12 protein-coding genes and 2 pseudogenes are annotated in these 12,842 nt (G+C 66.1%); 8 read left to right on the top strand and 6 right to left on the bottom strand.

All coding sequences use genetic code 11. The features are described from left to right. Together CF68_RS31395 and CF68_RS31390 are read left to right on the top strand one after the other, a co-directional pair. A pseudogene (locus CF68_RS31395) lies at positions 1-119 on the top strand (IS5/IS1182 family transposase); the annotation flags it as partial. 210 nt (positions 120-329) lie between these two features. After that, positions 330-788, top strand: a complete 459-nt coding sequence (locus CF68_RS31390; RefSeq protein WP_035826705.1) for a MarR family winged helix-turn-helix transcriptional regulator — start codon at positions 330-332, stop codon at positions 786-788. A 125-nt stretch (positions 789-913) separates the two neighbouring features. On the opposite strand, the gene CF68_RS31385 is transcribed toward CF68_RS31390, so the two are convergent. Beyond that, the gene (locus CF68_RS31385; RefSeq protein ID WP_035826703.1) at positions 914-1,825 is read right to left on the bottom strand and encodes a LysR family transcriptional regulator; all 912 of its coding nucleotides are present in this window, start codon (positions 1,823-1,825) and stop codon (positions 914-916) included. Between the two features lie 144 nt (positions 1,826-1,969). Between CF68_RS31385 and CF68_RS31380 the strand changes: the two genes are divergently transcribed. Together CF68_RS31380 and CF68_RS31375 are read left to right on the top strand one after the other, a co-directional pair. Next, positions 1,970-2,890 carry a pyridoxal-phosphate dependent enzyme gene (locus CF68_RS31380; RefSeq protein ID WP_035826701.1) on the top strand — a complete coding sequence of 307 codons (921 nt, stop codon included), beginning with the start codon at positions 1,970-1,972 and terminating at the stop codon, positions 2,888-2,890. Positions 2,891-2,967: 77 nt separating this feature from the next. Beyond that, the gene (locus CF68_RS31375; protein WP_035826699.1) at positions 2,968-3,549 is read left to right on the top strand and encodes an isochorismatase family cysteine hydrolase; all 582 of its coding nucleotides are present in this window, start codon (positions 2,968-2,970) and stop codon (positions 3,547-3,549) included. 65 nt (positions 3,550-3,614) lie between these two features. Here CF68_RS31375 and CF68_RS31370 read toward each other — a convergent pair whose 3' ends face one another. The 4 genes from CF68_RS31370 to cysD all read right to left on the bottom strand — a co-directional run bounded on the left by CF68_RS31370 (position 3,615) and on the right by cysD (position 8,373). Further along, positions 3,615-4,055, bottom strand: coding sequence for a nuclear transport factor 2 family protein (locus CF68_RS31370; RefSeq protein ID WP_035826698.1), 441 nt, complete (start codon positions 4,053-4,055; stop codon positions 3,615-3,617). Positions 4,056-4,132: 77 nt separating this feature from the next. Then, complete coding sequence (locus CF68_RS31365; RefSeq protein ID WP_035826697.1) at positions 4,133-5,272, bottom strand: helix-turn-helix transcriptional regulator; 1,140 nt, start codon at positions 5,270-5,272, stop codon at positions 4,133-4,135. A 270-nt stretch (positions 5,273-5,542) separates the two neighbouring features. Further along, positions 5,543-7,477 carry a sulfate adenylyltransferase subunit CysN gene (gene cysN, locus CF68_RS31360; RefSeq protein ID WP_035826694.1) on the bottom strand — a complete coding sequence of 645 codons (1,935 nt, stop codon included), beginning with the start codon at positions 7,475-7,477 and terminating at the stop codon, positions 5,543-5,545. Beyond that, entirely contained in the window at positions 7,477-8,373 is an 897-nt protein-coding gene (gene cysD / locus CF68_RS31355) for a sulfate adenylyltransferase subunit CysD (protein ID WP_035826692.1), read from the bottom strand. The genes cysN and cysD overlap by 1 nt, the downstream gene beginning before the upstream one ends. A gap of 213 nt (positions 8,374-8,586) precedes the next feature. Between cysD and CF68_RS31350 the strand changes: the two genes are divergently transcribed. From CF68_RS31350 to CF68_RS31335, 4 genes are read left to right on the top strand one after another with little or no spacing between them, the layout of a single operon-like run. After that, positions 8,587-9,705: a DUF1214 domain-containing protein gene (locus CF68_RS31350; RefSeq protein WP_035826690.1), complete on the top strand. Its 1,119-nt coding sequence runs from the start codon at positions 8,587-8,589 to the stop codon at positions 9,703-9,705. Beyond that, complete coding sequence (locus CF68_RS31345; RefSeq protein ID WP_035826687.1) at positions 9,702-10,895, top strand: sulfotransferase; 1,194 nt, start codon at positions 9,702-9,704, stop codon at positions 10,893-10,895. The genes CF68_RS31350 and CF68_RS31345 overlap by 4 nt, the downstream gene beginning before the upstream one ends. 33 nt (positions 10,896-10,928) lie before the next feature. Further along, on the top strand, positions 10,929-11,720 hold the full coding sequence (locus CF68_RS31340; protein WP_035826685.1) for an SDR family oxidoreductase: 792 nt from the start codon (positions 10,929-10,931) through the stop codon (positions 11,718-11,720). An 18-nt stretch (positions 11,721-11,738) separates the two neighbouring features. Then, positions 11,739-12,704, top strand: coding sequence for a hypothetical protein (locus CF68_RS31335; RefSeq protein ID WP_035826683.1), 966 nt, complete (start codon positions 11,739-11,741; stop codon positions 12,702-12,704). Positions 12,705-12,708: 4 nt separating this feature from the next. Here CF68_RS31335 and CF68_RS38825 read toward each other — a convergent pair. After that, positions 12,709-12,842, bottom strand: a pseudogene (locus CF68_RS38825) (3,4-dihydroxy-2-butanone 4-phosphate synthase); the annotation flags it as partial.

The following is a 12,842-nucleotide window of genomic DNA, read 5'->3' as shown; positions in this document are numbered from 1 at the left end:
TGGAGCGTCTGTTCCGCCGCCTCAAAGGCTTCCGTCGCATCTTTTCCCGATTCGACAAACTAGACGTGATGTTCATCGCCTTCATCAATTTTGCGCTCATCGTCGACGGGCTCAGATAGCGTGAACACGCCCTAACCAGAAGTCGAGGGCCTGTGAGATGGGCGGCTGTGGCAGGTGTCCGTCCACAATGGCTTGAAGAATTGCCCTGCCGTTCATGTTTGCGACGTCGGCGGGTGAGGCAAGGCCGTATCGATATTCCATCTCGTCAGATCTCCTCGTTGTTGGTAATATATGCAGATACAAACAATGCATCTGCATATAGTATCGGCATGCAAAAGCGAAGGCAAGGAGCCAGGACCCTGCGCGCAGACGCCGCTGCGGTTCTCGACGTCGATCTCGGCTGGTGGTCGCGCCTGTTGGCGCGCAGAATTACAGCGGAGCTGGATGAGGCGTTGGCTTCATCTGGCCTGTCCAGTACCCAATTTGGATTGATGTGCCTGATCGCGTCAGCAACGGACGACACCCTTGCCTCATTGGCGCAACGAGCCGGGCTGAATCAATCGACAATGTCGAGGAATGTGGATCAGCTTGTCAGCACGGGGCTGGTGGAAGTCGTCACGTCTGAAGCGGATCGCCGCCGCCGCGCGGTGTGGTTGACAGAGGCCGGCGCCTTCAAGTTGCAACAGGCTCTGTCGCTGTGGCAGCCCGCCCACCGCGCGTTGCGCCAAAAGCTGGGTTCAGAGTTGCACGACATGGTAGGCGTGGTCGCGGCAAGGCTGGCAGAGTAGCGGCAGGGCGCCTGACCGACAACGACGCTGTTGCGGCATCCTTCCATTTCCAAAAAGAAAAAGAAGGGTAGGGGTCAACATGTATAAGGGCTTGCTGCTAGTTGCGGCCGTCGCGGCCGCCTTCACTATTGGCTTGCCCGATCATCGATCACCTGCTGTAGCGCCCGCACAAATTGCCTGACTGCTGGCGTCGCTACCTCCTCGTCAAACGCGAATTCCACGTCGAAGCGGTCAGCGACCTCAGGCAGTGGCACCAGGCGCACGGTCGGCGGACAGACGGTTGACAGGCTTTCAGGGACAAACGCGCAACCCATCCCCGCTGAAACCAGACCGAGCACGGTCGGGATGTCGCTGCCAACCTGGGCCACGCGGGGCGAGAAGCCGGCGCGCTCGCACTGCGTCATCAGGAAGCGATGCTGGGACGAGGACCGCGCCGGATCGAACCAGACGAAGGGCAGATCCGCCACGTCCGCCAGTCGTTTCGGCTGCTTGTGTCGGGCGGTCTGTGATGAAGGCATGGCCAATACGAAGCGGTCGCTGAGCAACACGATGCCAGTCAGATGCGGCGCCTCATGCCGGCGCCAGGCCATGATGCCGCCATCGACCCGCCTGTGCCGGATCGCGGCAATCTGCTCCGTCGACAGCATCGGGTCCACCAGGACCTTGACTTCCGGGCACGCCGTCCGGAAGGCCCGGAGCACCTCAGTCACGACGGCTGAACTCAGGTAGTTCGGCAACACACCAAGGCGCAGCTCGCCAAGCTGCCCGGCAGCGCAGCGCAGGGCGCGATCGCGGCTGGCTTGCAGGTTTGCCAGAAGTTGTGTGGCATCCCGCAGGAAGCTCTCGCCCGCCACGGTGAGCTGCACGCCCCTTGCCTTGCGCGCCAGCAGTGGCGTACCGATGGCCGCCTCAAGTTCGATGATTTGCCGCGACAGCGCTGGCTGGACAATGCCGACGGCACGGGCGCCCGCCACCACGCTGCCGGCCTGCGCTACCGCGATGAAGTAGCGAAGATGCCGCAATTCAATGTTCCGCATACCGTTTCCGCCCCTTCAATCCCATACTCATGAAGCATAGCTAGGCTACCTAAATAACATTGGTTTGCATAGCTTCCAGCGTCTACGATGGCGCAGCTTCCCGCGTTGCAGGGACGGCTCGCTTTCCACATTTCGCTACGAAACATGACGCTCCACATCAGCACACCTTTTGTACAGTCCCAGCCCAATTCGCGGCGGCTCGGCAAGCCGGTCTGGTTAAAGATGGAAGCCGCACAGCCGTCCGGGTCTTTCAAGCTTCGGGGTGTCGGAGCCTTGTGTGAAGCGCGGCACGCCGCGGGCGCGCAGCGATTCGTTTCATCTTCAGGCGGAAATGCCGGGATTGCGGCAGCCTATTGCGGACGCGAACTCGGCGTTCCCGTGGTGGTGGTGGTACCCGAGAGCACGCCACCCCGGGCGCGCGACCTGATCCGCCTGGAAGGCTCGGAGTTGATCGTGCACGGAGGCACATGGGCCGAAGCGCACGAGTTTGCACTGTCCCTGATCGGGCCAAGCGATGCCTTCGTGCACCCGTTCGACGATCCGCTCATCTGGCAGGGGCACGCCACGCTGGTGGGCGAGATGGCGGTATCCGGGCCGAAGCCGGGCGCAATCGTTCTTGCCGTGGGCGGTGGTGGCCTGCTGTGCGGCGTGCTGGAAGGGCTGCAACGAAATGGCTGGTCCGACGTGCCTGTCATCGCGGTAGAGACCGACGGTGCGGACTGCTATGCCCGCTCGGTTGCCGAAGGCAGGCCGGTCGAACTCTCAAAGATCACCAGCGTGGCGACGTCGCTTGGCGCCAAGCGGCCATGTGATGGCGCGCTCCGATGGGCGCAGCGTCACGAGATCCACAGCGTCGTCGTGTCAGATGAACAGGCGGTGCAGGCAGCGATAAGGTTTCTTGACGAACACCGCGTCCTGGTCGAGCCGGCATGCGGCGCAGCCCTGGCGGCATTGGATTGCGACAACCCGGTGCTGCAGGCGGCCTCCAGCATCGCCGCGGTGGTATGTGGCGGGGCCACGGTGACCGCTCAGCAACTGCATGACTTTGCTGCAATGCCGGACTGAGCGGGTTCAAGGAGACCCGGAACGGCCAACCGATTGGTCGTGGTAGAGTCGACCATCATTTCTTATCGCGTAGCCTTATGTCGCCACCCGTTGAGATTCCGGCAATTGTTCCCGCGCAAACCGCGCTGGTGGTCATGCATTACCAGACCGACATCCTGGCGCTATTTCCATCGGTCGCGCCCACTTTGCTCTCCAATACGCGCAAGCTGTGTGACGCTGCGAGGGCCAGGGGCGTCAGCGTCTATTTCGCCAAGATCCACTTTGCTCCAGGCTATCCGGAAGTCAGTCCGTTGAACCGGAACGGGCAGGGAATCAAGCAGCTTGGTCTTTTCGTCGACGACCAGATCTCGCCGGAACTCGGCCAGCAGGTCACCGAGCCGCTGATCATCGCGCATCGCGCCAGCGTGTTCTTTGGTACCGACCTGCAGGTGCGGCTTTCCGCGCAGGGTATCGATACCCTGCTCATGGTGGGCATTGCGTCGACCGGTGTGGTGCTGTCGTCGGTCGCGTACGCGAGCGATGCGGACTTCCGCTTATTCACGGTCAAGGATTGCTGCTATGACCCGGACCAGGTCGTGCACGATCATCTCTTTTCAACGGCGTTCGATTCGCGCACAACGGTGCTTTCGCTCGCTGATGCCTTGCGCTTGCTTGCCTAGCATTTGCTGTCGTTACGACGATATGGGGAGCAATTGCACTGCCCGGAATGCCACCGTGCCATCCCTCAGGCAGACGGCATGAGCAGATGATCGGTCAGGTTGCCCTTCAGATCGAGCATCGAATAATTGCGGCGGCTGAAGCGCCAGCGTCCCTCGACCTTTTCAAAGGCGTCATGATAGCGACCGGCCGCGATCACCTGCAGCGCGATACGGTCGGACGCCTGAAGGACCGTATAGTACGATCGGACGGTCGCTGTCAGGCGGTCCGAAGCAATCTCAATGATCGGATTGCTGATGACATGCCTGGTTCTGGGCGTTCCATCGGCATGCAATTTCACATAGGCTCGCCAGAGCTTCAGCATGGACTCGGAACCTCGCAGCACTGCATCTCCGGTTTCGATCTCTGCATGTTCGAACAGTGCGGCGACCCCCGGCAGATCACCGGCGTCCATGCGCTCGGCATAGATGTAGAGGAGATTGGCAATCTGCACGGCATCGTCGGTCATGGACTCGTCTCCGGTGGTTTGCGAGGATTAAAGCAGTCCGTCGCTACTCCGGCATCGTCCGCTTGGAGTACGAAGCCTCACCCCATCCCCACCACACTGGACAGCAACATCTTCACCAGCACCGCCTGCCGCGTCGCCCCGGTCTTGGCAAAGATGCCCCGCAGGTGCGCACGCGCCGTGTTCTTCTTGACGCCAAGCCGCATCGCCGCTTCATCCAGCGTCAGCCCGTCGACCATCAGCAAAGCCAGTTCGATCTCGGTCGGGGTCAGGTGGAACAGCTTGCGCAGGTTGGCGTGGGTGTTGCGCGGCGATCCCGCCGGGTCGCGGATGAACACCGCTACCGCGGGTCGGCGCGACTTGTCTTCGCTGCGATAGCTGAGCGGGATCGGCCGCACCAGCACGCTCAGGGGCGTCGGCGCGGCGGGCCGGCTCAGCGTGGTGACTTCGCTGCGCGGCGCGGCCAGCGCGTGGGCCTGGGCCGCGCCTTCCAGGATCTTGCGGAACCTGCGGTTTTCCACCGGGCAGTGCGCGTGCAGCGCGCCGTCTGACAGGTAGAGGCCGTCGCGCGCTTGCAGCAGGCGGCCGGCGACGTCGTTGGTCCGGATGGTCCTGCCGTGCTCGTCCAGGATCACAGTGCCGACCTGCAGCCGGTCGACGGCATCCGCGTACAGGGATCGTTCAGAGGCAAGCACGTCGAGCGCGGCATGCAGGTCCACTGCGCGCTTCAGGTGCGGCAGCAGGCCATGCAGCAGTGCCTTGTCGGCCTCGCCGAAGTCCTGTCCCGCGTGGGTGCGGCTGATGAACAGCGCGCATTCCACGCCGTCGGGCGTGACCAGGTTGGCTGCCAGGATATAGCGCAGGCCCAGCGGTTGAAGGTATTGCGTGTAGAAGGGGTGTGCCAGCCAGCCGGCTTCGCCGAACAGTTCGTCGGCGCTGAAGAGCCGGTCCGGGTGCAGGTCCAGGAAGGGGCACAGCGCGTAGTACTGCTCGCTGTACGATGGCTCGCCCGGCAGGTGCGGGCCGTAATCGGAGGCATTGACGATCAGCCCCGGCCGGTCGGTGGCAGGGTGGCGCAGCACCAGCGTGACGAAGGCGGCGCCCAGGCGCTGGCGCACGCTTTCCAGGAAACTTGCCCAGGGCACGGCTTCGGTCGGGCCCTGGTAGAGCTGGGCGAGCAGGGCGCTCAGCTCGGCGGCGGGCAGGGGGTCTGGCAGCATGATGGCGGTGCGACGGTTTGCTCCCCTCTCCCCCCTGCGGGGGAGGGGGAGGGGGGGGGGGGCGGGGGGGGGGGGGGGGCGGTGGCATAGCACCAGCCGGAACTTCGTGGAGATTCCCGCCCTCACCCCAACCCTCTCCCGCAAGCGGGAGAGGGAGCATCCAATCGGTCATGCAAAGGCAATGACTTGCGCCAGACGTGGCGGCGATCCAGGGCAGGAGTCCCTGTCCCATCGTACCGACCCCGTCCGTCGCCTCATCGTCCGTTCGGCCTAGGGCTTCTCCCGCAGCCACGCCACGATCCGCTCAGCCGCCTGCTCCGCGGTGTCGGCAGTGGTGTCGATGCGGATCTCAGGCCGCTCGGGCGGCTGGTACGGCGAATCGATGCCGGTGAAGTTCTTCAGCTCGCCGCGCCGCGCCTTGCGGTACAGGCCCTTGGGGTCGCGTTGCTCGGCCACCGCCAGCGGCGTGTCGATGAAGACTTCGACGAAATCGCCGTCGCCGGCCAGCGAACGGGCCATGTCGCGTTCCGAGCGGAACGGCGAGATGAAGGACACCAGCACGATCAGGCCCGCATCGAGCATCAGCCTTGCCACTTCGGCCACGCGCCGGATGTTCTCGACGCGGTCGGCCTCGGCGAAGCCCAGGTCCTTGTTCAGGCCGTGGCGCACGTTGTCGCCGTCAAGCAGGTAGGTGTGGTGGCCCAGCGTGTGCAGGCGCTTTTCCACCAGGTTGGCGATGGTGGATTTGCCCGCGCCGGAGAGCCCGGTGAACCAGACGATGCGCGGCGACTGGTGCTTGAGCGCGGCATGGGCGCGGCGATCCACGTCGATGGCCTGCCAGTGCACGTTCTGCGCGCGGCGCAGCGCAAAGTGCAGCATGCCGGCGCCGACCGTGTTGTTGCTGAGGCGGTCGATGATGATGAAGCCGCCCAGCTCGCGGTTGCGCGCGTAGGGATCGAAGGCCACTGGCTGGTCCAGGTGCAGGTTGCACACGCCGATCTCGTTCAGCTCCAGCGTGCGCGCGGCCAGGTGTTCGAGCGTGTTGACATTGACCTTGTACTTGGGCTGCGCCACGGTCACGCCCACGGTGCGCGTGCCGAGCTTGAGCAGGTAGGGGCGCCCGGGCAGCATGGCGTCCTCGTTCATCCACACCAGCGTGGCCTCGAACTGGTCGGCCACCGCCGGCGGGTCTTCCGGGCAGGCCAGCACGTCGCCGCGGCTGATGTCGATCTCGTCCTCCAGCGTCAGCGTCACCGCCTGGCCGCGCATGGCGTGCTCGCACGCGCCGGCGGCGCCGACGATGCCGGCCACGCGGCTCTCGCGGCCCGAGGGCAGCGCGCGCACGCGGTCGCCACGGCGGATCTCGCCGGCGCTGACGGTGCCGGCAAAGCCGCGGAAGTCCAGGTTGGGCCGGTTGACCCACTGCACCGGCAGCCGGAACGGTTCGCCTTGCACCGGCGCGTTGTCGATCGGCACGTTCTCCAGGTGGGCCATCAGCGTCGGGCCGTGGTACCACGGGGTATTGGCGCTGGGCTCGGTGATGTTGTCGCCGCGCAGGGCCGACATCGGAATGCAGGTGATATCGGTCAGGCCGATCTGCCGGGCAAACTCCCGGTACTCGTTCTCGATGCGGGTATGGACCTCGCGCGAGTAGTCGACCATATCCAGCTTGTTGACGGCCAGCACCACGCGGCGGATGCCAAGCGTCGCCACCAGGTAGCTGTGGCGGCGCGTCTGCGTCTGCACGCCGCGGCGCGCATCCACCAGCAGGATGGCCAGGTCGGCGGTGGAAGCGCCAGTGACCATGTTGCGCGTGTACTGTTCGTGCCCCGGCGTGTCGGCGACGATGAACTTGCGCTTCTCGGTGGCGAAGAAGCGGTACGCCACGTCGATGGTGATGCCTTGTTCGCGCTCCGCGGCCAGGCCGTCCACCAGCAGCGCGAAGTCGAGGTTCTCGCCCTGCGTGCCCATTTTCTTCGAGTCGGCTTCCAGCTGGGCGAGCTGGTCTTCGAACAGCATCTTGGATTCATACAGCAGCCGGCCGATCAGCGTGCTCTTGCCGTCGTCGACGCTGCCGCAGGTGATGAAGCGCAGCAGGCTCTTGTTTTGCTGGGCGTGCAGGTAGTGGGCGATCTCGCCCGAGGTGCCGGTGGCTTGCGCGGCGTCCTGGGCAAGCGCGGGCGCGGTGTCGATCAGGGTTTCCATCAGAAGTATCCCTCCTGCTTCTTCTTTTCCATCGATCCGGCCGAGTCGCTGTCGATCAGCCGTCCCTGGCGCTCCGAGGTGGTTGCCAGCAGCATTTCCTGGATGATGCCGCCGAGGGTGTCGGCCTCGCTCTCGATCGCGCCTGTGAGCGGATAGCAGCCCAGCGTGCGGAAGCGCACCTTGCGCATCTGCGGCGTTTCTCCGGGGCGCAGCGGCAGGCGTTCGTCGTCGACCATGATCAGCGTGCCGTCGCGTTCCACCACCGGGCGCTCCTTGGCGTAGTAGAGCGGCACGATGGGGATGTCGTTCAGGTAGATGTATTGCCAGATGTCCAGCTCGGTCCAGTTGGACAGCGGGAACACGCGCAGGCTTTCGCCCTTGCGCTTGCGGGTGTTGTACTGGCGCCAGAGCTCGGGGCGCTGCATCTTCGGGTCCCAGCGGTGCTGGGCGGTGCGTACCGAGAACACGCGCTCCTTGGCCCGCGACTTCTCCTCGTCGCGGCGCGCACCGCCGAAGGCGGCGTCAAAGCCGTAGTGGTCCAGCGCCTGCTTCAGGCCCTGGGTCTTCCACACGTCGGTATGGACGGCGGAGCCGTGCTCGTGCGGGCTGATGTTGCGCGCCAGCCCTTCGGGGTTGACATGCACGCGCAGGTCCAGGCCAAGCCGCGCGGCGGTCTGGTCGCGGAACGCGATCATCTCGCCGAACTTCCATGTGGTATCGACATGCAGCAGCGGGAACGGCGGCCGCGCGGGGTGGAAGGCCTTCATGGCAAGGTGCAGCATCACGGCGCTGTCCTTGCCGATGGAATAGAGCATGACGGGGTTTTCGCATTCCGCCACCACCTCCCGCATGATGTGGATGCTCTCCGCCTCCAGTTGCTCCAGGTGGGTCAACATCGGGATCTCCTCTTGGTTTTGCCGGCGCCGCGCAGGGATGTCGCGGCGGTCAGGCATGGCCACAAGGTAGCGAGCCGGGGCCCTTTGCCACTTCGTCCGGGCGGACTAAGAAATCGCGGGCCGCGGCGCGCATTTCCTAGTCCACCCGGACGAGGCTGGGGCGGCCCCGCGCTGGGTATCGTTGCTTCGCCGACGAACCACGGGAGCAGGCAGATGGCGAACTCCGCCGAAGAACAATTGCTGAGCGGCCAGACCTGGGCCGAGTTTTGCGAGGTGCTCAAGCGCAGCGGGCAGCAGATCCTGCGCCCGGAGGCCCCGTCGGACGCGCTCACGCGCGCCGAGGGCTTCCGCTACCTGAGCCGCTTGCTGCGCATTGCGCTGGAGATGCATGTGGAATTCGCCGATCCGGCGTTTCCCGGCTTCTTCTCGCCGTCGCACGAGACCGCCAAGATCGGCGCGGACAATCCGGACAATCTCTATCGCTACGCACGCCTGGACGGCAGTGCCGAATACCGCATCCGCGGCCGGCGCGGCACCGTGGCCTACCTGAGTTTCGGCACGCAGAAGGGCGGCTACGAAACCGATGGGCGCATGGTCCAGACCGGCTTTCTCGACAGCAACAAGCTGGCAGTGGCGGCGGATGGCAGTTTCGAAATCATCGTCAGCGCGCGCCAGCATGAAGGCAACTGGGTGCGCATGGAGCCGGGCACCAATGCGCTGGTGGTGCGGCAGACCTTTCTCGACCGCAAGGCCGAGACCCCGGCCGAACTGCACATCGAGCGCCTCAATGGCAGCGACAAGCCGCCCGTGCTAGATGCCGAACGCCTGCACGGCGGCCTGCTGCGCGCCGCGGGCTTTGTCGAGGGCACCGCGCGCATCTTCGCCGACTGGGCCCAGGGCTATGGCGGCCATGTCAATGCGCTGCCGCCCGCCGACCAGGCCGTATGCCAGGCGGCAGGCGGCGATCCCAACATCTTCTACTACCACTCCTGCTGGGCGCTGGCGGACGACGAAGCGCTGGTGGTCGAGGTGGACCGGGTGCCGGCCTGCGATTTCTGGAATTTCCAGATAAACAACTACTGGATGGAATCGCTCGACTACCGCTACCACGACATCTGCCTGAACAAGCACAGTGCCCGGCTGGATGCGCAAGGCGGCGTCACCGTCGTCCTCAGCGCGCGCGATCCGGGCCTGCCCAACTGGCTGGAGACCGCGGGCCATCGCAACGGCACCATGTGCTGGCGCTGGGTGGGGGCGGCGCAGCCGGTGCATCCGCGCACGCGCGTGGTCAAGCTTGAATCGCTCAGGAATGAATGCAGGGAGAACGCATGAACACCATCGCATCCGAACACACCACGGTGCTTGACGTGGAGCGCCTGCTGGCACAGGCCAGCGCACAGGCCGGCGGGCTGACTGACTTTGGCCCGGGCGACTACCGCAAGGCGCTGGAGGTGCTGTCCGACTCGCTTGCGCGCGAAGCCGGGCTGTCGCCGCAGGGCGCGCAGATGCTGCAAGGCAAGCTGCAGGCGCAACTGGTGAACCGGCTGGTGATCCAGGACTACTGCCGGCGCCATCCCGAGATCCTGGAAGAGCGCGTCGACGATCCGCTGGTGATCGTCGGCCTGCCGCGCACCGGCACCACGCTGCTGCAGCGCATGCTGGCCACGGACGCGCGCTTCTGCTCGGCAGCGTGGTGGGAAACGCGCTACCCGGCGCCGCTGCCCGGCGAGGACGCGTGCGACGCCGGCCGACGCATCGGGCTGGCGCGCGAGGAAGTCGCGCAGATGATTCGCTTTATCCCGGACATCCTCGCCATCCATCCGCTCGACGCCATGGCGGCCGACGAGGAATTCATGCTGATGGAGCATTCCTTCCTGTGCGCGATGGATTCCTATGCCAACGTGCCGTCCTATACCGACTGGCTGGCGCGGCAGGACCGCACCCAGGTCTATGCCTACCTGAAGACCATGCTGCAGTTCCTGCAGTGGCAGAAGCGGCAGCGCGGCGAGACGCCGGCGCAGCGGTGGGTGCTGAAGACGCCGCAGCACCTGCATACGCTGGAAATCCTGTTCCGGGTCTTCCCCGGCGCGCAGGTCGTGCTGACCCATCGCGATCCCGCCCAGACTATTCCGTCGATGGCCAGCATGGCGCATACGCTGTGGAAGCTGTACGCCGATGCGCCCGATGCCGCCACGGTGGGGCGGCAGTGGAGCGGGCAGATGCAGCGCGCCACCGCCCATGCCATGACGGTGCGCGACGGTCTGCCTGCCGATCGCTTCCTCGACGTGCGCTTCGAGGATACCGTGCGCGATCCCTTCGGCGTGGCGCAGGCGGTCTACCGCTTTGCCGGTATGCCGCTGACCGAGTCCGCGCGCGCCGGCATGTGGGCATGGATGGAGGGCAACCCGCGCAACCAGCGCGCGGCGCACGCTTATACGCTGGAGCAGTTCGGCCTGAGCCAGGAACAACTGGAACGCGATTTCGCCGGCTACCGCGCGCGGCATATCCTGAAGCAAAACTAAGACAGCGCACTGCGCATCACAGGAGACAACACCATGCTGTTGAAAGACAAGGTCGTCATCGTGTCGGGAATCGGCCCCGGGCTGGGCGTCAAGCTGGCCGTTGAGGCCGCGCGCGAAGGCGCCCGTGCCGTTGCCATCGCCGCGCGCACCGCGGCGAAGCTGGACGACGCCCAGGCCCGCATCGATGCACTGGGCGCCGACTGCGAAGTGCTCAAGGTGGTGACCGACATCACCGACCGGGCCCAGTCCCGGCACCTGGCCGGCGAGGCCATGCGCCGCTTCGGCCGCATCGACGCGCTGGTCAACAGCGCCTTCCAGCACGGCAATTTCCCCGAGCCGGTGGAGGCGGCCGACCTGGATGTCTGGCGCCAGGTGTTCGACACCAATGTGTTCGGCACCATGACGCTGACGCAGGAAGTGGCGGCGCTGATGAAGCCGCAGGGCGGCGGCGCCATCGTCATGATCAACACCCAGGCCACGCGCAAGCCGATGCCCGGCGAATCGGGCTATGCGGCGTCCAAGGGCGCGCTGGCGGTGGCGGTCAAGTACCTGGCGCGCGAACTGGGCCCGCATGGCATCCGCGCCAACAGCATCTTCATGGGCTGGATGTGGGGCGAGCCGGTGCAGGGCTATGTGCGCCACGCCGCGGCCGAGCAGGGCGTGAGCGAGGGCACCGTGATCGCGCCGGTGACCGCGCAGATTGCGCTGGGCCGCATGCCGACCGACGACGACTGCGCGCGCGCTGCGCTGTTTCTCGTGTCAGACTACGCCAGGGCCATCACCGGCGCTTCGCTCGATGCCAACGGCGGCGATTTCATGCCCTGAGTCCTGACCACACCTGCCATGACACGCTACTTTGCCTTCAACGGCGACGCCGACGGCCTGTGCGCCCTGCAGCAGCTGCGCCTGGCGCATGCCGGCGACGCCACGCTGGTCACCGGCGTCAAGCGCGATATCCGGCTGCTCGAGCGCATCGACGCCGGGCCGGGCGACACCGTGACCGCGCTGGACATCTCGCTAGAGCAGAACCGCGATGGCCTGATGCGGCTGCTCGGCGCCGGTGCGCGGGTGGACTACTTCGACCACCACCATGTCGGCGAACTGCCCGGGCATGCCGGCCTGCGCGCGCATATCGACGAGGGGCCGGAGGTCTGCACCAGCCTCCTGGTCGACCGCCACCTGGACGGCTGCCACCGGCGCTGGGCGATCACCGCCGCCTTCGGCGACAACCTGGGCGGCGTGGCGCGCGCGCTGGCCGCGCAGGCGGGGTTGGGCGAGCGCGAAACCGCGGTGCTGGAACAGCTGGGCACGTGCCTGAACTACAACGCCTATGGCGAGTGCGTGGCGGACCTGCATTTCGATCCCGCCGAACTGGCGCGGCACATGCTGCCGTTTGCCGACCCGCTGGCGTTCGCCGCGCAATGCGGGGCCTATGCGGTGCTGTGCGACGGCTATGAGGACGACATGGCCCGCGCGCGCTGCCTGGCGCCCGCGCACGAAGTGCCCGGCGCCGCGCTGCTGGTGCTGCCTGACGCGCCGTGGGCGCGGCGCGCGATCGGCGTGCTGGCCAATGAACTGGTGCGCGGGCGGCCCGGCGACGCCATCGGCCTGCTCTCGCCGAAGTCCGGCGGCGGCTTTGCCGTCAGCGTGCGGGTGCCCGCCCACAGCGCCACCGGTGCGGCCGATTTCTGCCGCGGCTTCGAGACCGGCGGCGGCCGGCGCCTGGCAGGCGGCATCAACCACCTGCCAGACGCCGAAGTGGAGCGCTTCACGCGCTGCTTTGCCGATTGCTTCGGTCCCCGTTCCTGACAGATCAGCACGGCGGCACGAACTCGGTGACCTCCAGGTCGAAGCCGGTGACGGCGCGATACGGCACCGGATGGCTGAGCAGGCGCAGCTTGTGCGCCCCCACATCGCGCAGGATCTGCGCCCCGACCCCCAGCGCGC

Origin of the sequence: Cupriavidus sp. SK-4, assembly GCF_000611125.1 — a bacterium.
Lineage (GTDB): Bacteria > Pseudomonadota > Gammaproteobacteria > Burkholderiales > Burkholderiaceae > Cupriavidus > Cupriavidus necator.
This window is presented reverse-complemented; position numbering and strand designations above follow the sequence as displayed.

Excerpts from the sequence above, each read along its gene's own strand:
- CF68_RS31390 (WP_035826705.1), top strand. The coding sequence starts at position 330 with ATGCAAAAGCGAAGGCAAGGAGCCAGGACCCTGCGCGCAGACGCCGCT.
- CF68_RS31385 (WP_035826703.1), bottom strand. The coding sequence starts at position 1,825 with ATGCGGAACATTGAATTGCGGCATCTTCGCTACTTCATCGCGGTAGCG.
- CF68_RS31380 (WP_035826701.1), top strand. The coding sequence starts at position 1,970 with ATGACGCTCCACATCAGCACACCTTTTGTACAGTCCCAGCCCAATTCG.
- CF68_RS31375 (WP_035826699.1), top strand. The coding sequence starts at position 2,968 with ATGTCGCCACCCGTTGAGATTCCGGCAATTGTTCCCGCGCAAACCGCG.
- CF68_RS31370 (WP_035826698.1), bottom strand. The coding sequence starts at position 4,055 with ATGACCGACGATGCCGTGCAGATTGCCAATCTCCTCTACATCTATGCC.
- CF68_RS31365 (WP_035826697.1), bottom strand. The coding sequence starts at position 5,272 with ATGCTGCCAGACCCCCTGCCCGCCGCCGAGCTGAGCGCCCTGCTCGCC.
- cysN (WP_035826694.1), bottom strand. The coding sequence starts at position 7,477 with ATGGAAACCCTGATCGACACCGCGCCCGCGCTTGCCCAGGACGCCGCG.
- cysD (WP_035826692.1), bottom strand. The coding sequence starts at position 8,373 with ATGTTGACCCACCTGGAGCAACTGGAGGCGGAGAGCATCCACATCATG.
- CF68_RS31350 (WP_035826690.1), top strand. The coding sequence starts at position 8,587 with ATGGCGAACTCCGCCGAAGAACAATTGCTGAGCGGCCAGACCTGGGCC.
- CF68_RS31345 (WP_035826687.1), top strand. The coding sequence starts at position 9,702 with ATGAACACCATCGCATCCGAACACACCACGGTGCTTGACGTGGAGCGC.
- CF68_RS31340 (WP_035826685.1), top strand. The coding sequence starts at position 10,929 with ATGCTGTTGAAAGACAAGGTCGTCATCGTGTCGGGAATCGGCCCCGGG.
- CF68_RS31335 (WP_035826683.1), top strand. The coding sequence starts at position 11,739 with ATGACACGCTACTTTGCCTTCAACGGCGACGCCGACGGCCTGTGCGCC.